Origin of the sequence: Nitrosophilus kaiyonis, from assembly GCF_027943725.1 — a bacterium.
In the GTDB taxonomy this organism is placed as follows: domain Bacteria; phylum Campylobacterota; class Campylobacteria; order Campylobacterales; family Nitratiruptoraceae; genus Nitrosophilus_A; species Nitrosophilus_A kaiyonis.
This window is the reverse complement of record NZ_AP025696.1, coordinates 941,526-963,319: the sequence shown is the minus strand read 5'-3', so window position 1 is coordinate 963,319 and position 21,794 is coordinate 941,526. Positions and strand designations below refer to the sequence as shown.

General features: G+C 29.1%; 19 protein-coding genes. 9 read left to right on the top strand and 10 right to left on the bottom strand.

Annotated elements, in window-relative coordinates:
* The first annotated feature begins 26 nt into the window (after nucleotides 1-26).
* Genes QML81_RS05165 through QML81_RS05150 form a run of 4 tightly spaced genes read left to right on the top strand, consistent with a single transcriptional unit; the run spans nucleotide 27 to nucleotide 3,071 of the window.
* Nucleotides 27-314: a nucleotidyltransferase family protein gene (locus tag QML81_RS05165; protein WP_281950349.1), complete on the top strand. Its 288-nt coding sequence runs from the start codon at nucleotides 27-29 to the stop codon at nucleotides 312-314.
* Nucleotides 307-732: a HepT-like ribonuclease domain-containing protein gene (locus QML81_RS05160; RefSeq protein ID WP_281950348.1), complete on the top strand. Its 426-nt coding sequence runs from the start codon at nucleotides 307-309 to the stop codon at nucleotides 730-732. Before QML81_RS05165 ends, QML81_RS05160 begins: the two co-directional genes overlap by 8 nt.
* Entirely contained in the window at nucleotides 729-1,481 is a 753-nt protein-coding gene (gene murI, locus QML81_RS05155) for a glutamate racemase (RefSeq protein WP_281950347.1), read from the top strand. Before QML81_RS05160 ends, murI begins: the two co-directional genes overlap by 4 nt.
* Nucleotides 1,482-1,505: 24 nt before the next feature.
* Nucleotides 1,506-3,071, top strand: coding sequence for a DNA polymerase III subunit gamma/tau (locus QML81_RS05150; protein ID WP_281950346.1), 1,566 nt, complete (start codon nucleotides 1,506-1,508; stop codon nucleotides 3,069-3,071).
* Here the strand turns inward: QML81_RS05150 and QML81_RS05145 are convergent.
* The 9 genes from QML81_RS05145 to yajC form a co-directional block, all read right to left on the bottom strand.
* Complete coding sequence (locus QML81_RS05145) at nucleotides 3,068-3,748, bottom strand: 3-methyladenine DNA glycosylase (protein ID WP_281950345.1); 681 nt, start codon at nucleotides 3,746-3,748, stop codon at nucleotides 3,068-3,070. The genes QML81_RS05150 and QML81_RS05145 overlap by 4 nt on opposite strands.
* 36 nt (nucleotides 3,749-3,784) lie before the next feature.
* A complete protein-coding gene (locus tag QML81_RS05140; protein ID WP_281950344.1) occupies nucleotides 3,785-4,597 on the bottom strand; it encodes a TIGR00282 family metallophosphoesterase in 813 nt (270 codons plus the stop codon).
* 9 nt (nucleotides 4,598-4,606) lie between these two features.
* Nucleotides 4,607-7,588, bottom strand: coding sequence for a transcription-repair coupling factor (gene mfd, locus QML81_RS05135; protein ID WP_281950343.1), 2,982 nt, complete (start codon nucleotides 7,586-7,588; stop codon nucleotides 4,607-4,609).
* Nucleotides 7,589-8,689: a bifunctional folylpolyglutamate synthase/dihydrofolate synthase gene (locus QML81_RS05130; RefSeq protein ID WP_281950342.1), complete on the bottom strand. Its 1,101-nt coding sequence runs from the start codon at nucleotides 8,687-8,689 to the stop codon at nucleotides 7,589-7,591.
* Between the two features lie 59 nt (nucleotides 8,690-8,748).
* Nucleotides 8,749-9,267 carry an LPS assembly lipoprotein LptE gene (lptE, locus tag QML81_RS05125; RefSeq protein ID WP_281950341.1) on the bottom strand — a complete coding sequence of 173 codons (519 nt, stop codon included), beginning with the start codon at nucleotides 9,265-9,267 and terminating at the stop codon, nucleotides 8,749-8,751.
* A gap of 5 nt (nucleotides 9,268-9,272) precedes the next feature.
* Complete coding sequence (gene leuS, locus QML81_RS05120) at nucleotides 9,273-11,726, bottom strand: leucine--tRNA ligase (RefSeq protein WP_281950340.1); 2,454 nt, start codon at nucleotides 11,724-11,726, stop codon at nucleotides 9,273-9,275.
* Between the two features lie 104 nt (nucleotides 11,727-11,830).
* Nucleotides 11,831-12,802 (bottom strand): protein translocase subunit SecF, encoded by a 972-nt coding sequence (secF, locus tag QML81_RS05115; RefSeq protein ID WP_281950339.1) that lies wholly within the window; start codon nucleotides 12,800-12,802, stop codon nucleotides 11,831-11,833.
* The gene (secD, locus tag QML81_RS05110) at nucleotides 12,802-14,379 is read right to left on the bottom strand and encodes a protein translocase subunit SecD (RefSeq protein WP_281950338.1); all 1,578 of its coding nucleotides are present in this window, start codon (nucleotides 14,377-14,379) and stop codon (nucleotides 12,802-12,804) included. The genes secF and secD overlap by 1 nt, the downstream gene beginning before the upstream one ends.
* A 1-nt stretch (nucleotide 14,380) precedes the next feature.
* The gene (gene yajC, locus QML81_RS05105) at nucleotides 14,381-14,665 is read right to left on the bottom strand and encodes a preprotein translocase subunit YajC (protein WP_281950337.1); all 285 of its coding nucleotides are present in this window, start codon (nucleotides 14,663-14,665) and stop codon (nucleotides 14,381-14,383) included.
* Here yajC and QML81_RS05100 point away from each other — a divergent pair.
* From QML81_RS05100 to QML81_RS05085, 4 genes are all read left to right on the top strand, one after another.
* The gene (locus tag QML81_RS05100; RefSeq protein ID WP_281950336.1) at nucleotides 14,610-15,980 is read left to right on the top strand and encodes an apolipoprotein N-acyltransferase; all 1,371 of its coding nucleotides are present in this window, start codon (nucleotides 14,610-14,612) and stop codon (nucleotides 15,978-15,980) included. The two genes, yajC and QML81_RS05100, sit on opposite strands and share 56 nt — an antisense overlap.
* A gap of 340 nt (nucleotides 15,981-16,320) precedes the next feature.
* Nucleotides 16,321-17,235 (top strand): cysteine synthase A, encoded by a 915-nt coding sequence (gene cysK, locus QML81_RS05095; RefSeq protein WP_281950335.1) that lies wholly within the window; start codon nucleotides 16,321-16,323, stop codon nucleotides 17,233-17,235.
* A gap of 43 nt (nucleotides 17,236-17,278) precedes the next feature.
* Nucleotides 17,279-17,851: an aminotransferase class IV family protein gene (locus QML81_RS05090; RefSeq protein ID WP_281950334.1), complete on the top strand. Its 573-nt coding sequence runs from the start codon at nucleotides 17,279-17,281 to the stop codon at nucleotides 17,849-17,851.
* A gap of 22 nt (nucleotides 17,852-17,873) precedes the next feature.
* Nucleotides 17,874-18,329 carry a hypothetical protein gene (locus QML81_RS05085; RefSeq protein ID WP_281950333.1) on the top strand — a complete coding sequence of 152 codons (456 nt, stop codon included), beginning with the start codon at nucleotides 17,874-17,876 and terminating at the stop codon, nucleotides 18,327-18,329.
* 303 nt (nucleotides 18,330-18,632) lie between these two features.
* Here the strand turns inward: QML81_RS05085 and QML81_RS05080 are convergent, their stop codons facing one another.
* Nucleotides 18,633-19,532: a LysR family transcriptional regulator gene (locus tag QML81_RS05080; protein ID WP_281950332.1), complete on the bottom strand. Its 900-nt coding sequence runs from the start codon at nucleotides 19,530-19,532 to the stop codon at nucleotides 18,633-18,635.
* Nucleotides 19,533-19,704: 172 nt separating this feature from the next.
* Here QML81_RS05080 and QML81_RS05075 point away from each other — a divergent pair, with 172 nt between their 5' ends.
* Nucleotides 19,705-21,750, top strand: a complete 2,046-nt coding sequence (locus tag QML81_RS05075; protein ID WP_281950331.1) for an ATP-dependent helicase — start codon at nucleotides 19,705-19,707, stop codon at nucleotides 21,748-21,750.
* Nucleotides 21,751-21,794 lie beyond the last annotated feature (44 nt).

The window sequence follows — 21,794 nt, the reverse complement described above, 5'->3', positions numbered from 1 at the left end:
AGTTTCAAATTTGAAGAGAAAAAAATATGGACAAAATTCTCTTAGAAAAGTTAAAAGAAGCAAAAAATATACTCAAAGAGGAATTTGGTATTGAAAAAATAGCTATTTTTGGAAGTTTTGCAAGAAACGAAGAAAAAGAAAATAGCGATATAGACATTGTGATCTTAAAAATGAAAAGAAAAAATGGTTTTTTAATTGCTAAAGCAAAAAGATTTTTAAATGAGTATTTAAATACAAATGTCGATATTGGATTATATGATTCAATGCATCCCTATATTAAAAAAGAGATAAAAAAAGATATGATATATGTCTAAAAGAGTGGCAGAGTTTTTTTTATTTGATATTTTTATTGCTATTTTGAAGATAGAAAACAGTTCAAAAAAATTCTCAACAGCCCAAGAAATTTTATATGATTATCAAGCTTGGGATACAATTATTAGAGAGTTTGAAATAATAGGTGAAGCTACAAAAAAACTGATAAATTATAAAATTTTAAATGAAGAAAAAAGAGTTATTGTAGATTTTAGAAATCTTTTAATTCATAACTATTTTGGTATAGATCCTGAAGAAGTTTGGGACATAATTAAAAATGATTTACCACAATATAAAAAAGAGATAGTCAATTTAATAAAATCAATTGACAAAAATCTTAAAAATGAATTGATTGAAAGCTTTATAGAATATTATAAATATCTAGATTTTGTAATAAACGAATTAGAAAAGTTAAAATGAAAGCAGCGGTTTTTGATAGCGGAATTGGTGGGTTAACGGTTGTTAAGAGCCTAATTGAACATAAACTTTTTGAAGAGATTATCTATTTTGGAGATACTGCAAGAGTCCCTTATGGAATAAAAGATAAAAATACCATCATTAGATACTCTTTGGAAGCTTTAGAATTTTTTAAAAATTTTGATGTGGATATTTTGATAACCGCATGCAACTCAGTCAGTGCTCATGCTATACCAGAGCTAAGACAAAATGCTCCTTTCCCTGTAGTTGGAGTTATAGAGCCTGGAGTTTTAGCTCTTGAAAAAAAGATAAAAGATAAAGAGAAAAATATTCTTATAATTGGAACAAATGCTACAATTTCTAGCCAAAAATATCAAAAGATACTAAAAGAAAAAGGCTTTAAAAACTTTATCTCAAAACCTACACCTCTTTTTGTTCCTATTGTGGAAGAGGGGCTTTTTGAAGGCGAAGTTTTAGAAGCTGCAATGAAGCACTATTTTCAAGATATAAAAAAAATTGATGCAATAATTTTAGGATGTACCCATTTTCCACTTATATCAAAAAATATAAAAAAATATTTCAATAATGAAGCTATATTAATTCATTCTGGTGAGGCTATAGTTGAACATTTAGAAGATGGTTTTGGACTTAAAAAAAGATTTCCTAATACAAACCTAAAACTTTTTGCTTCAGAAAATCCTGAAAAATTAAAACAGATTGCAAATCTTTGGTTAAAACCTACTATAGTATAATAAAAAAAATCTCAAAGGATTGCAGTGTCAAAAACTTTAGCTCTCAAATATCGTCCAAAAAGATTTGAAGATTTAATTGGTCAAGACTCTATTGCTCAGACTTTATCTCTTGCTTTGGATAAAAATCATCTATCTCATGCTTATCTTTTTAGCGGTCTTAGAGGAAGCGGGAAAACAAGTACAGCAAGAATTTTCTCAAAAGCTCTAATATGTGATAAAGGCCCAACAAGTAAGCCTTGCGAGACTTGTGAAAATTGCAAAGCTGCAAATGAAAATAGACATATAGATATTATTGAGATGGATGCTGCAAGCAGTAGAAAGATTGATGATATAAGAGACTTAATAGAACAGACCAAATATAAGCCAGCTCAAGCAAGATTTAAAATATTCATCATCGATGAAGTACATATGCTAACAAAAGAGGCTTTTAACGCACTTTTAAAAACATTAGAAGAGCCACCTGAATATGTAAAATTTATCCTTGCAACAACTGATCCATTAAAACTTCCAGCAACTATTCTTAGCAGAACGCAACATTTTAGATTTAAAAAAATAGCACACAAAGCAATAGTTTCTCATCTTGCTCATATTTTAAATCTTGAAAATGTTGACTATGAAGAGGAGGCTTTGCATATTTTAGCAAGAAGCGGCTCAGGAAGCTTAAGAGATACATTGACCCTATTAGATCAAGCAATAATATATTCAAAAAATTTTGTCAATACCCAAACTGTAACAGAGATGCTTGGTCTTGTTGATCCAAAAGTTATTGAAGATATTTTCAAAGCTGTTCTTGAGCAAAAAAAGGAAAAAATTAAAGATATAGTAGAAAATCTAAGAGATTATGAAGCCTCTATGGTAATTGATGAGATGATTATTTTTCTAAAAGAGAGACTTTTTGAAGAGGATATTAGATTTTCTACAATGATTTTAGATAGATTTTTTAGAATTTTAAATGATGCTAAAAATCTTCTGTTTATAAATGCAGATGAAGATTTTGTTTTAACAATCACTCTTTTTAAAATGATTGAAGCTTTAAAAATAAAAGAGATAGATGAAATAATAGATGAAGTAGAATCTCAAAAAGAAGAGATAAAAGAATTACCATCTATAAAACCAGAGATAAAAGAGATAAAATCAGAAAAAAAAGAGTCTATTGATTATAAGCAAAATTTTCAAAAACTTATCCAAAAGATTTATGATAGAGATTATGAGCTTGGAAAATGTTTTGAAGAAAATGTAAAATTTGTCTCTTTTGAAAACAATATTTTAACTTGGGAGAGTGCTCCAAAAGATGAGTGCAAAAAGACTCTTAAAAACGCATATGGGATTATTAGACACTTCGTTCAAGATATATTTGGAATTGATACAAAAATCAAAAAAGTTGATCCTATTAAAGAGGCTGAACTTCATGCAAACGAAGATTGCTCTTCAATGATAGAAAAAGTTGAAGGTGGAGATAGCTGTATAAGTAACACTTTAGGGCTTTCTGGAAAAGAGATGGAAACGAAAGATATTTTGCATGAGCCAATGGTGAAAAAAGCAAAAGAGCTATTTAATGCAAAAAGAGTTATTGTAAAGCCAAAAGTTTAGATAAAAAGAAGTTTTTTTACTTTTTCCTCTCTGTTTTTACCTTTATAATGCTCCTTGCAAAAATCTACAATTTTCCCATGAAATCTTGCATAGATTTGATTTAATTCAATCTCTTTATTATAAAACTCATAAATTTTATCCAGATTTTCAAAAATACCAGCAGTTAAAAAATCTTGCAACTCATCATAATCTTCAAACTCATATCCAGCAATTTTTAAAATCCTTGCAGTATAGCTATCAACTACCATAAAATCTTTATAACAAGCATAATTTAATATACTATCTGCCGTCTCTTTTCCTATACCTTTTTGATTTAAAAGCCAATATCTGCTAACTTTTTTTTGAAAATTTTCAAAACTTTCAAAATCATTTAGGATATTTTGTGAAATCTTTTTTATTCTAAAAGCTTTTGTATTATAAAATCCAGCAGGCTTTATAAGCTCACTTAATATTTTTTGATCAATTTGAGCCACTTTTTCAACTTCAATATCTCCAAAATATTTTTTTAGATTGCTTAAAGCAAGCTCTACTTTTTCCCATTTTGTATTTTGAGTAAGAATCGCACCTATTACAACTTCAAAACTCCCACTATTTGGCCACCAAAATGGATCTCTTTCATCTTTAATATAACCTAAACTTTTAAGCCTTTTTAACAACTCAAAACTATTTAATAACATCTCCCCCTCCAACTTCGAAGTCCGACCTCGAACAAACTATTTTTCAATAAAAGCTTTTTGAGAGATAAAATACTCCTCTTCATCATATGCTTTTATCTTATATGCATCATTGCATTTTCCTTCATTTATATCAAAAACAACCATTTGAAGTATTTTTTTACATTTATCAGGAATATCATATCTTCCAGGAAGTCCTGTTAAAAACTTTTTTATGGGAACATCCTCTTTCATTCCAATTACATTATCTCTACATCCAGTTAGGCCCACATCAGTTACATAACCAACCCCATCAAAAATTTGCAAATCATCTGTTCCTATATGTGTATGTGTCCCTGCAATTGCGCTAACTTCTCCTTTTAACATCATTAAAAGAGCTCTTTTTTCACTTGTAGCTTCTGCATGCATATCTATAAAAATATTTTTGATTCTATTATTTTTTAAATCTTCTACAACATTTTTTATCTTTATAAAAGGATTATCAACCATTGGCATTGTAAAATGCCCCATTAGATTGATAATAGCAAGTTTTTCACCATCAATTTCTACAATTTCTAATCCTTTTCCAGGCACCCCTTTGGGATAGTTTATAGGTCTTAAAAGAGGCATAGACTCTAAAAGTGCAAAGATTTCTTTTTTATCCCAAGTATGATTTCCACCTGTCATAATATCTATGCCTAATCTAAAAAGCTCTTTTGCATTTTTTTCTGTTATACCAAATCCATGGCTTGCATTTTCATAATTTGCAATGATAAAGTCAAGTTTTTCTTTCTCTTTTATCTCTTTTAAATGCTTTATTACCATCTTTCTACCAGGTTTTCCAACAATATCGCCAATAAAACCTATTTTCATAACTTCCCTTTATAATTTTGAGTCACTTCGAAGTTTTGATAAGACTGTGTTTATAATATCATCATCATCTTTGCTTCTTGCTTTGAAAAAATCTTTTTTGCCATTACTATATTCAAATGTTATATTTTCATTGTAATTTGATATTGATTTTATATCCTTTTTTAAAGCCAATATTTTAATAATAACGATATCTATAAACTGTTTTGAAATCGTATCAAGTTTTCCAAATCTATCAACTATCTCCTCTTCTATATCATATACTTCATCAACACTCTCGCACTGACCAAGTCTTCTATATAAATCAAGTCTTAATCTATCTTCATTTATCAAATCTTTTGTAAGGTAAGCATTTACTGCAAGTTTAATTTCAACTTTTGGTTTTTCTTCAATTTTTCCTATTGTTAAAGCATTTATCGCATCTTCTAACATTTTCAAATATAAAGAGTATCCAATATTTTTTATATGGCCGCTTTGCTGTGCTCCTATAATATTTCCTCCACCTCTTATCTCTAAATCATGCATTGCTAAAACTTGGCCACTTCCTAAAAATGAGTTTGTCTCTAAAGCAATCAATCTTTTTTTAGCTCCAGGGGTTATCTTCTCTTTGCTTTCAACCAAAAAATAGCAATACCCCTCTCTTTTTCCTCTTCCAACTCTTCCTCTTAATTGGTGCAAATCTGCCATACCAAATCTATCTGCACCATCAACAATGATTGTATTTACATTTGTCATATGAAGCCCAGATTCTACTATGGAAGTTGACAAAAGCATATCATACTCACCCATATAAAATTTTAAAAGCTCCTTTTCTGTAACAGTTGCACTCACTTTTGAGTGGAGTGTTAAAATCTTTAGATTTGGCAATATTTTTAAAATCTCATCTTTTTTATTTTCCATATTTGCAATTGAGTTAAAAACATAAAAAATCTGCCCTCTTCTTCTTAACTCTCTTAAAATTATCTCTTTTATTAGCTTTTCATTATACTCTTTAACATATGTTCTAACCTCTTTTTTCTCTACAGGTGGGGTTTGTAAAACACTTAAATCTTTTAATCTACTCAAAGCTATATTCAAACTTCTTGGAATTGGAGTAGCACTCATACTTAATAGATGAACATTTTTTGTTAACTCTTTTAATTTTTCTTTCTGTTTTACCCCAAACTTATGCTCTTCATCTATAATAACAAGGGCTAAATTTTTAAAATTAGCACCAAATATTGCATGTGTTCCTACAATTACATCTATATCACCCTCTTTTAGTCTATTTAAAACCTCTTTTTTCTCTTTAGAGCTTACAAATCTATCAAGTCTTGCTACTTTAATATTAAATTTTTCAAACCTATTTTTTAATGTATTATAATGCTGATTTGATAGAAGTGTAGTTGGAGCAATGAAGGCTGCTTGATAGCCACTTTTTACAACTGCAAAAATTGCATTCATTGCAACTTCAGTTTTACCAAATCCAACATCACCGCTTAATAGCCTATCCATTACTTTACCACTTGAGATATCATTAAATATATCTTCAATAGCTTTTATTTGATCTGGTGTATAATCAAATCCTGCATCTTTTTGAAAAAGTTTAATTTCTGGATTTGTAATATCACAAATAGCGCTTTTTAAAAGCTCTCTTTGTGCGGCTGTTTTTACTATCTGATTTGCAATTTCAAAAAGTTTTTCTTTTACTCTTTTTTTAAGTCTACTAAAAGAGCTACTTCCAAGCTTATCAACTACAGGTAAACTACCACTATCTGCAATATATCTATCAATTAAATCTATATTTTCAACAGGAACTAGAAGCTTATCATCTCCTTGGTACTTTAAAACAACAAAATCTTTTGTTGCCCCAAGAACTGTTATCGGCTCAATCCCACTAAAAATCCCAATACCATGATTTTCGTGAACAACATAATCACCTACTTTTAATTCATCTAAAATAATTTTAGATTTTTTAATCTTTTTAAATTTTGCTTTTTTGTTTAGTGAGACAATAAGCTCACTGTCACTTTCAATATTTAAAATGATATCTTTATAAATAAATTCTAAATTGTTAAAATCTTTTATCTCACTTCTTCTAACAGCAGTCTCATTTTTTGCTAATATTACTCTTTTTTTATTCTCTCTTGTTTTTAATAGGGCATTTATATCAATAACTTCAATATCTTTATACTCTCTGTTTTCAGGCAAAATATCAATATCAAAACTTTCTCTTGGAACAAACTCAAAATCTTCACTATATAAAGCCTCAATATCATCTTTTATATCATTTACAAAATAGGCTTTTTTATTTTCAAGTAGATTAATTTTTTCTTCTAATACCCAAAAACCTAAAGAGAAAATATCTTTCTCAAAAGCATCACTATTAAATTCTAAAACTTTTTTTGAAAGCTCTTCATAATCTTTTTTTTCAAGAGCAAAAAGGGCTGGGGTTATAATAATCTCTTCAAGTTCATCTTTTTGGCTTTTTTGGGTTACCTCATCAAAATATCTAATACTTTCTACCTCTTCATCAAAAAGACTAATTCTTATAGGTTTGCTATCCTTTGGATAGATATCAATGATATCTCCTCTAAAGCTCACTTCTCCCTTTGTCTCAACAATATCAACAAACTCATATCCCCAGTATAAGAGTTTCTCTTTTAATCTATTTAAATCAATACTCTCCCCAAACTCTATTTTAAATTTATCAAAATATTTTTTGCTTGGCATATAGTTTGATAATGTCTGATAAGGAGAAATCAAAAGAGTTTTTTGTTCGAAGTCCGACTTCGAAGTAAAATATTTTTGTAATGATGAAAGAAGGTTTTCAAGCTCATCTTTAAAACTTCTTAAATCATCACCAAATCTTGCTCTAAAATCTGGTAAAACTATATGATTTATATCTAAATATGTAGCAACATCGCTAACTTTTTTTGCCTCTTCCTCATCTTTTACAACTAAAATATTAGGTATGCTTTTTTTTAAAAATTCAAAAACTTTTGCTTGCAGCACTTACTCCTTTTTGTTCGAAGTCCGACTTCGAAGTTTTAGAAATGTTTCGATTACTTTAAATGAGCCAAAAATTAAGTAGTTTTCATCTTTTTTAATATTTTTAAAATCTTGATATTTAATATTTAACTTTTTCAAAGCATCTATTAAAATCTCTTTTTTTACAATCCTATCATCTTTGATATCAATGATTTCGACTTTTTTTATTTTTGGTTTTAATATTTTTAAAATCTCTTCATAATCTTTGTCTTCATAACTATTATAGACTAAAACCACTTTCTCTTTTAACTCTTTTTCTATTGCTTTTGCCGCTGCCTTGTTATGTCCAACATCAATAGTTATATTTTTAGCTATTTTTTGCATCCGCCCAAAAATCTTAATATCTTTTACTTTTTGCAAATCAAGCTCAATAGAGAGCTTTTTAGCCCCAGTAGCAGCTAAAGAAAAGTTATCTACAAAAAATGAAGGCAAACCTTTTTCTTTTACAAAGCGCTTTATAGCAAAAATCTCGTCACTCGTCAATATCTCTTCTATCTCATACAATTTTGCATTTTTATTCTCTGCTATTTTTTTAGCAACCTCTTTTACTTCATCATATTTTTGATATCCCAAAATTGCCTCTTTTTGGATACTTCTTATTTTTGTTGAGGCAATATCTTTTATATTTTCTCCCAAAAATGACTGATGGTCAAAATCAATTAATGTTATTAAGCTAAGCTCTTTATCAAAAACATTTGTTGCATCAAACTCTCCACCAAGTCCCGCTTCTAAAATAGCATACTCAACATTTTCAAAAGCAACCATTGCTAAAAGAGTTGTATATTCAAAATAGCTAAGACTCTTTTGAAACTTTTTTGGCAAAATTTTAAGAAGCTTTTGATGAGCCTTTTCTAAACTTTCATCATCAATATCTTTTCCATTTATCCATACTCTTTCATTAAATTTTAAAATATGAGGAGATGTATAATGACCTACAGATTTGCCAGATTTAAAAAGTATATAAGCAAGAAATCTTCCAGTACTTCCTTTGCCATTTGTTCCAATAATATGTATAATTTTTGGTAGTTTAAGATTATCTTTTATAGCCTTATATGCCTTTGGCATTCTTGTAAAATCGATATTTTTATAATAAAGAGGCTTGGAATTTAAAAACTCTTTAAAATTCAGCTTCTATTCCTTAATCCTATGATAGATATTTGGGAGATAAATTTATCAAGCGCTTTTTTTGAGCTCTCTCTTATAGCTTCAAATCTTTTTGTATCAGAGATTACGCTGTTTGGCTCAATAGGAAAATCATAATTTCCACTTACATCAATGGACCTGCTCTCTTTTTTATTTTTGTAAACAATATTTAAAGTGGTAACTGCTCTATAATAGATAACATAGCCATTTTTATCATACTGCAAAGGTGTAAAGCTAACACTTTTTAAACTTATATAGATTTCGCTATCAGCATATCTTTTTGGGGCTAATGAACCTTTAAATCTACTAATAACTGCTTCATTTATTGCATCTTTTATTAAAACAGCATTTTCTGGGTCTCTTAAATATACCTTTACATCAGTATAAATTTTTTGTCCTAAAACCTTTTTCGCATAAATAGATGTTGGTTTATATCCACATCCACTTAACATTAAAATAGTTAATATTAAAAAAAAGAAAGGGAGAAATTTTTTAAACATCTCTTTCACCCTTTCACAACTAAATTAACAAGTCTATTTGGCACAACTATCTCTTTTATAATCTCTTTATTTTCTATCCATTTTTTAGCTGCCTCTTTTGCAACTTTTAAAATCTCTTCTTTGCTTGCATCTTTAGCAACTTCAATTTCACATCTTCTTTTTCCATTTATAGTAACGGCTAAAGTAATGCTCTCTTCTTCAAAAACCTCTTCTAAAATATCAATTTTTTTAAAATTTTTTCTATCAAAAAGTCTATCTGCAATCTCCCAGCATACATGAGGAATAATTGGCTCTAATATATTTGTGAGTATCCAATATCCTTCACACCAAACATCTTCATTTTTTTGATCATTTAAAGCATTCATTGCTTCCATTGAAGCTGCAATTAATGTATTGAAACTAAAGCTTCTTTCATATACCTCATAAGATTTTTTTAGAGCTTCATACACCTTTTTTCTTGCTAATTTCTCCTCTTTTTTTAAAGATTTATGATCAATTTTAGCAATATTTGAAGCTTTCTTTACATTTTGGCTTTTATCATAAAATCTTTTTATAAATCTATAAGCACCTTCAACCGCACTATCATTCCATTCAAGCTCTTTTGAAGGAGGAGCAGCAAAAAGGATAAAAAGTCTTGCAGTATCAGCTCCAAACTTTTCTATAATCTCATCAGGATCCACTACATTTCCTTTTGATTTACTCATTTTCGCACCATCTTTTAAAACCATACCCTGAGTTAAAAGTCTCTCAAAAGGCTCATCAATTTTTATATATCCCAAATCTCTCAAAACTTTTGTAAAAAATCTTGAATATAATAGGTGCAATATTGCATGCTCAATACCGCCAATATATTGATCAACACTCATCCAATAATCAACATCTTCTTTTCTAAAAGGATAATCTTCCCAATATTTTCTTGGTGTAGTATATCTTAAAAAATACCAGCTTGATTCTACAAATGTATCAAGAGTATCAGTCTCTCTTATAGCATCACTGCCACATTTTGGACATTTTGTATATTTCCATGTTGGATGAAGCTCTAAAGGATTTCCTTCACCTGTAATCTTTACATCTTCTGGTAAAGTTATAGGTAGATTTTCTTTTTTTTCAGGAACTATTCCACATTTTGGACATTTTACTAAAGGAATCGGGGTTCCCCAATATCTTTGGCGGCTAACAAGCCAATCTTTTAGTTTAAAATTTATAGTTTTTCTTCCAAGTCCATTTTTCTCAAAATACTCTATTATTTTCTTTTTTGCAGTTTCAGAGTCAAGTGAGCTAAACTCTCCACTATCAAATAAAATGCCACTTTCAGTATAAGCTTTTGTTTTGTCAATTTCACCATTTTTTGGTTTTATTACATATTTTATAGGCAGATTATATTTTTTTGCAAACTCAAAATCTCTCTCATCATGTGCAGGCACTGCCATAACTGCACCGCTTCCATATTCAGTTAAAACAAAATTTGCCACCCAAACAGGTACCTTTTCTTTTGTTAATGGATGAATTACATATAGATTTAAAAAAATACCTTCTTTTTCAGCTTGAGCTCTCTCTCTTGGAGGAGTATTTTGCATCTTTTTAATTTTTTGAATATCCTCTTTTGGTAAAAGATTGTTCTCTATTAAATATTTTACTATTTCATGCTCTGGTGCTAAAGCAGTATAAGATACGCCATAAATTGTATCAGGTCTTGTAGTAAAAACTTTAAATTTTTCAAAATGATTATTTAATATATTTTTACTTTGTTCATCAAAATAAAAATCAAATTCTAACCCTTCACTTCTGCCAATCCAGTTTCTTTGCATTGCAATTACTTGACTTGGCCATTTACCTTCAAGCTTTTTTAGATCATCCAAAAGCTCCCCAGCATAATCTGTAATTTTTAAAAAATATTGATCCATCTCTTTTTGAACAACTTCTGTATCACATCTCCAGCATTTTCCCTCAATAACCTGCTCATTTGCAAGTACCGTTTTATCATGTGGGCACCAGTTAACCATCGCAGCCTTTTTATATAAAAGTCCCTTTTCCCACATATCAATGATAAAATTTTGCTCCCATTTTGTATAAAGCTCATCACATGTAGCAAATTCTCTATTTTTAGAAAAACTAAGACCTAATGAATCAAGCTCGCCTCTCATATAATCAATATTTTCATATGTCCATTTTTTTGGATGAACTCCCATCTTAATTGCAGCATTTTCAGCAGGCATACCAAAAGCATCCCATCCTATTGGATGCAAAACATTTTTATCCATTTTTCTATAATATCTTGCTATCGCATCACCAATTGCATAATTTCTTACATGTCCCATATGGATTCTTCCACTTGGATATGGAAACATACTTAAAATATATCTTTTATCTTTATTATAATCTTCTTCAGGTTCACTATATCTATTTTCTATCCAAAATTTTTGCCACTTTTTCTCAATCTCTTTTGGATTGTATTGCATTTTCTCCCTTTAATATTTTTTTAGTCGTTAGTCAGTAGTCGATAGTCGGTAGTTAAAAGTTTTTAATTAAATTCTAAAGACTGAAGACTATAGACTATCAACTATTAAACAACTCCACCCTCATACATTGCTCTCATTCTCTCTTTCTCTTGTTCTCTTTTTTTCTTTTGAGCAAGTTTTTCTCTATATTTTTTAAGATTAAATCCAAGCCATCCAAGAAGCGGAGATGCTACAAAAATAGAGCTGTATGTACCAACAATGATGCCAACAAGAAGTGTAAAACTAAACCCTCTTATAATTTCACCACCAAATAGGTAAAGAGTTAAAACAACAAAAAATGTTGTAAGTGAAGTAAGTGTTGTTCTTGATAGAGTTTTTGTGATTGATTCATTTATTACTTCATTTAAATTATCTGTTTTTGCTTCAACAATACCTTCCCTAATCCTGTCAAATACAATTATTGTATCATTTAAAGAGTATCCAAGAATTGTTAAAATTGCTGCTAATATATCTAAATTAACAGGCACATTAAATAGACTTATAGCTCCCATTGCAATGCTTACATCATGAACAAGAGCCAATACCGAAGCCAAAGCAAAGCGCCACTCAAATCTAAAAGATACATATATTAAAATACCAATAATGGCAATAACTGTAGCCATTATCCCTTTTTCTCTTAGTTCTCCTCCAACCTTTGGTCCAACAATATCTACTCTTCTTATTTCAAAATTTCCAGTACCTTTTAAAACCTTTCTTGCCTCATCTCCAATATCTGAAGTCAGTTTTTTTGTAGATGTTTTTACTCTTATGATTATCTCTTGATCACTTCCAAAATATGTAACTGCAGCATCTTTAAAAACTTCACTTTTTTTAAGGGCTTCTCTTATTGGCTTGATTGCAACTTTTTTATCATACTTTACCTGTATTATAGTTCCACCAGTAAAATCTATACCAAAATTAAGCCCTTTTGTAAAAAGCAAAACATAACTAATAGCAATTAAAAGCAGTGAAAATGAGATAAATATTTTACTTTTACCCATAAAATTATAAGTTTTATCTGTTTTAAAAAACTCCATTATTTACCCTTTACTTTTATACCAAACCAAGTTGATAGGTTTTTGCTTTTTTCAATTTTATCAATTATTGCTTCATATATTCCATGGGTTCCTAAAATAGCAGTCAGCATTGAAGCGAGTATACCAATGCTTATAGTTATAGCAAAACCTTTTATCGGTCCAGTTCCATATGCGTATAAAACAACAGCTGCTATTAAAGTAGTAATATTTGCATCTAAAATTGCACTCATCGCATTTTTATAACCTTGTTCAATTGCCTTTTTAATACTTACCCCTTCTCTTAAAAGCTCTCTAATTCTTTCATTTATAATAACATTGGCATCAACTGCCATACCAACAGTCAAAACAATACCTGCCATACCAGGCAGAGTCAGTGTTGCACCAAACAGTGCCATAATTCCTACAATCAAAAATAGGTTTGCAATAAGTGCAATATCTGCAATAACTCCAGCAATTCCATAATATACAATCATAAAAAGTACAACCAAAACAAAACCGCTTATCAATGCAATTAAACTTGCTTTTATACTATCGGCTCCAAGACTTGGACCAACACTTCTTTTTTCTTCCATATAAACAGGGGCTAAAAGTGCACCGCTTCTTAGTGCAATAGCCACATCGTGAGCCTCTTCAACACTAAATCCTCCGCTAATCTGTCCGCTTCCTCCACCAATTCTTTCTCTAATTACTGGAGCTGAATAAACTTTATTATCCAAAACGATTGCTAAATGCTTTCCAATATTTTTTGCTGTAAAATCTCCAAAAATTTTCGCACCCTCGCTATTTAAAGTAAAATTTATCACTGGCTGATTGTTTCTATCAAATGCAACTTTTGCATCAACTATCATACTTCCATCAAGTATAGGTATCTCTTTTAGAAGATATTTAACCTTTGGATTTTTTGCATCAGGTAAAATTACATCTCCATACTCTGCTGCCTCTTCGGGAGTCATTTGATATACCCTTGCTGCTCTATCTTCATCAACTGCCATAAGTTGAAGATGGGCTGCTTTAGCAATTAATGCCCTAATTCTTTGTTCTTGCTCTGGAGTTTTAATACCTGGAAGTTCTACTAAAATCTTATCTTTTCCCTGTTTTGCAACATTTGGCTCAGCCAAACCAAACTGATCAAGTCTGTTTCTAATAGTATCAACAGCTTGATTTATAGCATACTCTTTAACAGATTCTATCTCTTTTGGAGTTAAAGAGATAGAATATCTTAATCCCTCTTTTTTTATAGAAAGCCCTGGGATATTTTTTAACATTTCATCCATTTTTGGCTGATCATCTTTATCTAAAAGTGTAAATGTTATAAGATTTTGATCAACTTTTAAATCTTCAATCAAAATATCATTGTCTTCTGCAAAATATTTTATGCTTGAGGCAATTGACTTTATTTTTGATTTTATTGCTGCATCAGTGTCAACTCCCAAAAGCATATGAAGACCACCTTGTAAATCAAGTCCCAATGTTATCTTTGGCCCCTCTTTTAAATTCAAAAAAGATGGAATAGACAAAGCTATCCCACCAATCAAGGCAATCAAAAAGATAACTAAACGATAATTTAGTACTCTCATTTTAACTCTCTAATTTTTTAGCTATAAAATTTTTATCAATCTTAACTATTACTTCATCATTAAGCTTAGCTTTGATAAAATCCTCTTCAGGTTTTACAACCTCAACAATTAAACCACCATTAGTAACGACTTTATCACCTTTTTGCAAAGAGTTTATCATCTCTTTGTGCTTTTTGGCCTGTTGCTGTTGTGGTCTAATGATTAAAAAATAAAAAATAGCAAAGATTATAATGAGTGGTAAAAGAGAACCCAAAATACTTCCTGCTCCAGCAGCTTGTCCTTCCATATCAATCCTTTCAAAAAATTTTAGAAAGTATTTTAACATCACTTTGCTAATAAAAGCCTTTTTAATTGCAACTGCTTTTAGTTTTTTTATTTATAGTGAATATTTGGAAATAAAAAATATATATTTAAACTCAATTTTGGCTGTTATATCTTTATTTTTTATTTTAAAAGCAGATAAAAAACTCAATTTTTGGATAGGTTTTTTTATAGGGATTTTGTGGTTTTATTGGATAGGACTTAGTTTTAGATATTACAATCTTTCTTGGATGATACCAATAGTTATTTTATTTGTTGGTTTGGTTTATGGAATAATTTTTTGGTTAATTGAAGTGATTAGTAATTGGATAATATTGGGAATTAGTAAAAATCTTCACAGCTTCACTCCTTCGCAGCTTCACAGCTTAATTAAAAGTTTATTTTTATTAACTTTAAGCTATATCCATCCATTTGGTTTTAACTGGTTTATACCAGAATTAACACTTGTTAATACTATGTTTTCTTTTGATAAATTATCGTTTTTATTAATTTTATTAGCTATTAATATGGGGATATTAGGAATTAGGAAATGGAAATTGGATATTAGGAATTTGGGGAAATTTTTTACTGTTTTTGTTTTGCTTTTTTTGGCTGTTGATTTTAAAGATTGCAAGCCAAAAATGCCCAATCTAAAAATTTATCTAAGCCAGACAAAAATTCCTCAAGATGTTAAATGGGATCCAAAATATAGAGAAAAAATAGTATATTCAAATTTAAAAATCATAGATAAAGCAATAGAAAAAGGATATGATTTAGTAGTGTTACCTGAGAGCGCTTTTCCTATGTATCTTAATTTAGATGATGATTTATTAAATATTTTAAAAGAAAAGAGTAAAAAAATAGCCATAATTACAGGTGGACTTCATTATAAAAACTCTCTTCCTTATAACTCTTCATACATTTTTATAAATGAAAGATTAATAATTGCAGATAAAGTTGTGCTTGTTCCTTTTGGAGAAGAGACTCCTCTTCCAAAATTTTTAGCAAAACATGTAAATGAGATATTTTTCAATGGTGCTGAAGATTATCAAAAAGCTAAAAAACCTACAGATTTTAAAATAAAAAATATAAAATTTAGAAATGCAATATGTTATGAAGCAACACATCCACTTCTTTATAAAAATGCACCAAAATATATGATTGCTATTAGTAATAACGCTTGGTTTACTCCATCAATTGAGCCAATATTACAAAATCTTATAATCAAATACTATGCAAGAATGCATAATATGGTAGTTTTCCACTCATGTAATATTGCAAAAAGCGATGTTATTTGGTAAGATTTTAAAATATGGTTTAGACATTAGTCATTAGTCATTAGATATTAGAATTTATTATGGAGACCTCTGAAAAATTATGAATTGAACGAAAACTTTGAAATTTTAGTTTGAAAATTTTATGTTGCCCTTTAGGCCAAAAAAGTGCATTTACCCTTTTAGGGCGCTTGCGTTTGCACTTTTTAATAAAATTTTCAAGCGTTAGTTTACTAAAAATTTCAACTTGTTTGAGTAAAATTTGATAATTTTTCAGAGCATTCTGTTTGTATAAACTAAAAATTATCACAAAATCTTACCAATGTCTAATTATTAATATTTTAATATTAATGTTACAAGGAATATAATGAATATTAAAAACAACGTTACTGAACTTATAGGAAATACACCCCTTGTTTTAATAAACTCACTATCAAGTAAATATAAAGCTAAAATTATTGGAAAATGTGAATTTATGAATCCTACAAGCTCTGTTAAAGATAGAATTGGCTTTAATATGATAAAAAAAGCTATTGAAGAAGGTAAAATTGATGAAACATCAACTATAATTGAGCCTACAAGCGGAAATACTGGAATAGCACTTGCATCAGTTTGTGCTTCCTTTGGTTTAAAGTTAATTTTAACTATGCCTGAATCTATGAGCATTGAGAGAAGAAAGCTTTTAAAGGCTTTTGGTGCAAAACTTGAATTAACTCCTGCAAATCTTGGGATGAAAGGAGCAATAGAAAAAGCATATGAGCTTTTAAAAGAGATACCAAACTCCTTTATGCCAAATCAATTTGAAAATCCAGCAAATCCAGAAATTCACAGATTAACTACTGCAAAAGAGATTTTAAAAGATACTGATGGTGAAATTGACTGCTTTGTTGCTGGAGTTGGAACAGGTGGGACAATAAGCGGAGTTGGAGAGGTTTTAAAAGAGTATAATAAAGATATTAAAATCTATGCAGTTGAGCCAAAAAAAAGTCCTGTTTTAAGCGGAGGAAAGCCAGGTCCTCATAAGATTCAAGGAATTGGAGCTGGATTTATTCCAAAAACATTAAATATTAATATCATAGGCGAAGTAATACAAATTGATGATGAAGAAGCTTTTGAGATGGCAAGATTTGTAGCAAAAGAAGAAGGCCTACTTGTTGGAATATCAAGTGGAGCAAATTTAGCAGCAGCTTGTAAAATAGCCCAAAAAAATCCTGGTAAAAATATAATAACTATACTATGTGATACTGGGGAGAGATATTTAAGTACAGAGTTGTTTAGTTAGAGAGTGACAGAGTGAGAAAGTTAGAGAGTAAGAAAGTGAGAAAGTGAAATTTTTTGAGACAATAAAAATTGAAAATGGAAAAATTTTTCATATTGACTATCACAATAAAAGATTAAATAAAACAATCTATGAAAATTTTCATATAAAAAGCAATTTTAACTTGCAAGATTATATCAATCCTCATGAAAGTGGATTTTTTAGATGTAAAGTCATATATGATAAAGATATTTTAGATATTAGATATTTTCCATATCAACAAAGAGAGATAAAAAGCTTTAAGTTGATTGAATCAAATATTGATTATGATTATAAATATCTTGATAGAAAAAAAATTGATGAACTTTTTGAAAAAAGAGATAAAGCAGATGAGATTATTATAGTAAAAAATGGACTAATTACAGATACCTCAATTGCAAATATTGCACTTTTTGACGGAAAAAAATGGCTTACACCTAAAAAGCCACTACTTTATGGTACTACAAGAGAGAGACTTTTAAAAGAAAAAAAGATTTTTGAAAAAGATATCAAAATTGAAGAGATAAAAAAATATAAAAAAATAGCTTTAATGAATGCAATGATTGGTTTTTATATTGTTGAAGAGGGTATAATTTTATAATTGATTTAAAAAGGATAAAGCAATGCTATATGATATATTGCAAGATGAAGAGTTTGCAGCTATTTTAAAAAATCATGCAACATCACTTATAAAATATCTATTAGAAAAAGATCAACCTTTTGCTGTCTTAACTGATACAAAAAGAGTAAAATTTGATCCAGATCTTCCTCAAGATATAAAATCTAATTTTTCTGAGTTTACTCTGTTTATGATAATGAATTATACGTTTGAGAGTGCACGAATTGAAAATGGCAATTTAATATTTGAAGCAGGATTTGGACCTAATAATTTTGGAAGTATAGTAAAAGTCCCTATTGAATCTATACTTCAAATTATTGTAGATGAGACTCCAATTTTTGTAAATCTAACTGCTACAGTTATAAAACAAAAATCTGAGAATGCAAAAAATTCAATGGAAGCACTTTTATCAAATCCAGAAAATCAAAAACTTCTTAAAAAGAGGAAGAAAAAGGTATAAGAGATTAGTCATTGGACATTAGTAATTAGTAATTGGGAATTAGGAATTAGCTTCTTTACAGCTTCTCCACTATCTAGCTATGCCTTATTCCACTAATTTAACCGCAAATCTAATTCGCTTTACTCATTACGATTTGCTTCAAGGTCAATTAGCTTACAGTATGCTCACATACAAAACTTCTTAGTTTTGAGCTCGCATATACAGTAAGCTTTCACAAAGATACGAAAGCCAAGCAGTTGGCTTTCTAAAAGCCTTCGGCTTTATTAACTGCAAATCTTCGCTTGTTTTACTCGCTTGATTTGCTCATTTTTTAAGTTTTAAAAGAAAATCAACAACTTTTTCTATGAATGGATCATGCTTTCTCTCTTTTGTATAAACAATATAAAATTTTCTTTTAATTTTTATACCTTTTATTCTTGCCTCATAAAGTTTTCCATTTTCAACTTCATTTGCAATTGCATATTTTGAAATAATTGACACAGTAGGATTCTCTTTATTTACTGGACTTCTAAGAATTGTTTGAACAACTGCAGTTGAGCTACTAACTTCACTAATAACATTGAAACTTTTACACTCAACTCCCATTGATTCAAAAACTTCAGAAACCAATTTTCTTGTATGGCTGCCCTCTTCTCTACATATCCAGTTAAATCTATATAAATCTTCTTTTCTTACATATTTAGGAAGAGGAGTATTACTAAATAAAACAAGTTCATCATCCATCCATTCTCTATAAATTAAGCCCTCTTTCATTATAGGAGATTCAATTAGTCCTATATCACACTTTTTATCCAGTACTTCATCAACTATCTTCTCACTGACTTCAACCTTTATAAATACATCATTATTAATAGCCTCTTTTAGATTATTTAAAACTTCAGGCAAAACATAATTACCAATAGTAAATGAAGCACCAATAATGAAAGTTATCTCTTTATTAATTATTTTAAATAGTTCTTTTTCTGCATTTAAAATACATCTTTCAAGTTTTAAAGCAATCTTATAAACCTCTTCACCCTCTTTTGTAAGTCTTATGCCATTTTTCTTTCTTTCAACTATTTTCGTATCAAGATAGTCCTCTAAATATTTTATCTGTTGTGTTACTGCAGGTTGTGAAATCCCAAGTTTAGCAGAAGCCTTAGAAAAACTTTTTTCCCTAACAACTGTCAAAAAGGTTTCAAGTTTTGTAAAATCTTTGAGCATGCCTTTCTCCATATATTAGTAAAATTTATTTAATTCACAGAATTATAACAAAACATAATATATTATTCAATAATTTTTTTTTATATTTTATATTTTCTATTTTTATATTTTTACATAACTTTGTTTTTATCTCCTTTTGATATAATAAAAAGAGTTAATATAGGAAGATTTAATGGATAAAATATTTAAAGATTTAAATGATGCACAAAGAGAAGCTGTTGAAACAATTGATGGGCCTATACTAATTTTGGCAGGTGCTGGTAGTGGAAAAACAAAAACGATAACATCAAGACTTGCATATCTGCTAAAAATAGGAATAGACCCGGCAAATACTTTAACTCTAACCTTTACTAATAAAGCAGCTAGGGAAATGAGAGATAGAGCTCTTTCTCTTATTGAAGACTCTATATATCCTCCATTATTATGTACTTTTCATAAATTTGGGCTTCTTTTTTTAAAATTTTATATAAATGAGCTTGGTAGAAATAACTCATTTGTTATTATAGATACAGATGATAAAAAAAGAATTATAAAATCTTTTGAGCCAGATATTCCAATTGGAACAATTGCAAGTGAAATCTCAAGATATAAAAACTCTTTAATAGAACCAGAAACTGCAATAGAAAGTGCCCAGCTTCCAAATTTTAAAAAAATAGCATCAATTTATCAAAAATATCAAAACTATCTAAAAGAGAATAATCTTGTTGATTTTGATGATCTGCTTATTTTAACCTACAAAATTTTAGATCAAAATGAAGATCTTTGCAAAGAGATAAGCAATAGATATCAATATATAATGATTGATGAGTACCAAGACACAAACGAGCTTCAATATAAACTTGTACAAAAACTATGCTCAACACATAATAATATATGTGTTGTAGGAGATGATGACCAAAGTATCTATGGATGGAGAGGAGCAAATGTTAAAAATATTTTAGAGTTTCCACAGCAATTTAATGAAACAAAAATAATTAAACTTGAAAAAAATTACCGCTCTACAAAAGAGATATTAAAAGCAGCAAACGCTTTAATAGAACATAATAGAAATAGATTAGGCAAAAAGCTTATTGCAACTTTAGAAGATGGAAAGCCAATAGAAATTTATGAATCAAAAGATGAAAATGAAGAGTCAAAAAAGATTGCTCAAAAAATCAGAGAACTTTTAGATAGTGGAGTTGACCCAAAAGATATTGCAGTACTTTTTAGAATCAATGCTCTTAGCCGCTCTTTAGAAGAGGGATTAAATAGAGCAAGAATTCCTTATAAGCTTGTAGGTGCTGTCAGATTTTATGAAAGGGCAGAAATCAAAGATATTATTAGCTATTTAAGAATAGTAGCAAATCCATATGATGATTTTTCTTTAAAAAGAATTATAAACAAACCAAAAAGAGGTATAGGAAAAGTAACATTGGATAAAATCCAAAAAAAAGCATATGAAAATAAAAAACCTATGCTTACCTATCTTTTGGAGTGTAGTGAAGATGAATTAATCTCATTAGTTGGAAAGAAAAACCAAAAAACAATCAAAGAGTTTATTAATGGTCTTGAAATATTAAAAGATATCTCTAAAGATTCGCTCTATAAATTTATTGATGAAATTGAAAATATCTTTGGATTAAGAAAATATTATGAAAATCTGCCAGATGGTATGGAGAGAGTATTAAATATTGATGAATTTTATGGACTTTTTAGAGATTTTGTTAAACAAAATCCTCAAAACTCTTTAGATGATTTTTTAAATGAACTATCTTTGCAAAGCGATCAAGACCAAATTGATGGTGAACATATCTCAATTATGAGTGTACATGCTAGTAAAGGACTTGAGTTTAAATATCTTTTTGTTATAGGAATGGAAGAGGGGTTTTTTCCATTAACAGGAGATGGAAGCGATATTGAAGAGGAAAGAAGGTTAGGTTATGTTGCTATAACAAGAGCAAAAAAAGAGTTGGTATTGAGTTATGTACATAGCAGATTTTATAGAGGAAGAAGAACAGAATTAAATAAAAGTAGATTTTTAAAAGAGGCAGGTCTGTGCAAAGGAAGTTTAACACTCGAAAAATCAACATCTTTTAAAAAGGGAGATTTGGTAAAACATAAAATTTTTGGAATAGGAAGAGTAACAGGCGTTAGTAAAGTTGGAAGAGAATTTAAACTATCAATTAATTTTAGCGGACAAAAAAGAGATATTTTAGCTTCATTTGTAGAGAAAATATAAAATATTAGAGGGTAGAAGGGTGAAGGTTGAAGGTATAAGAATAA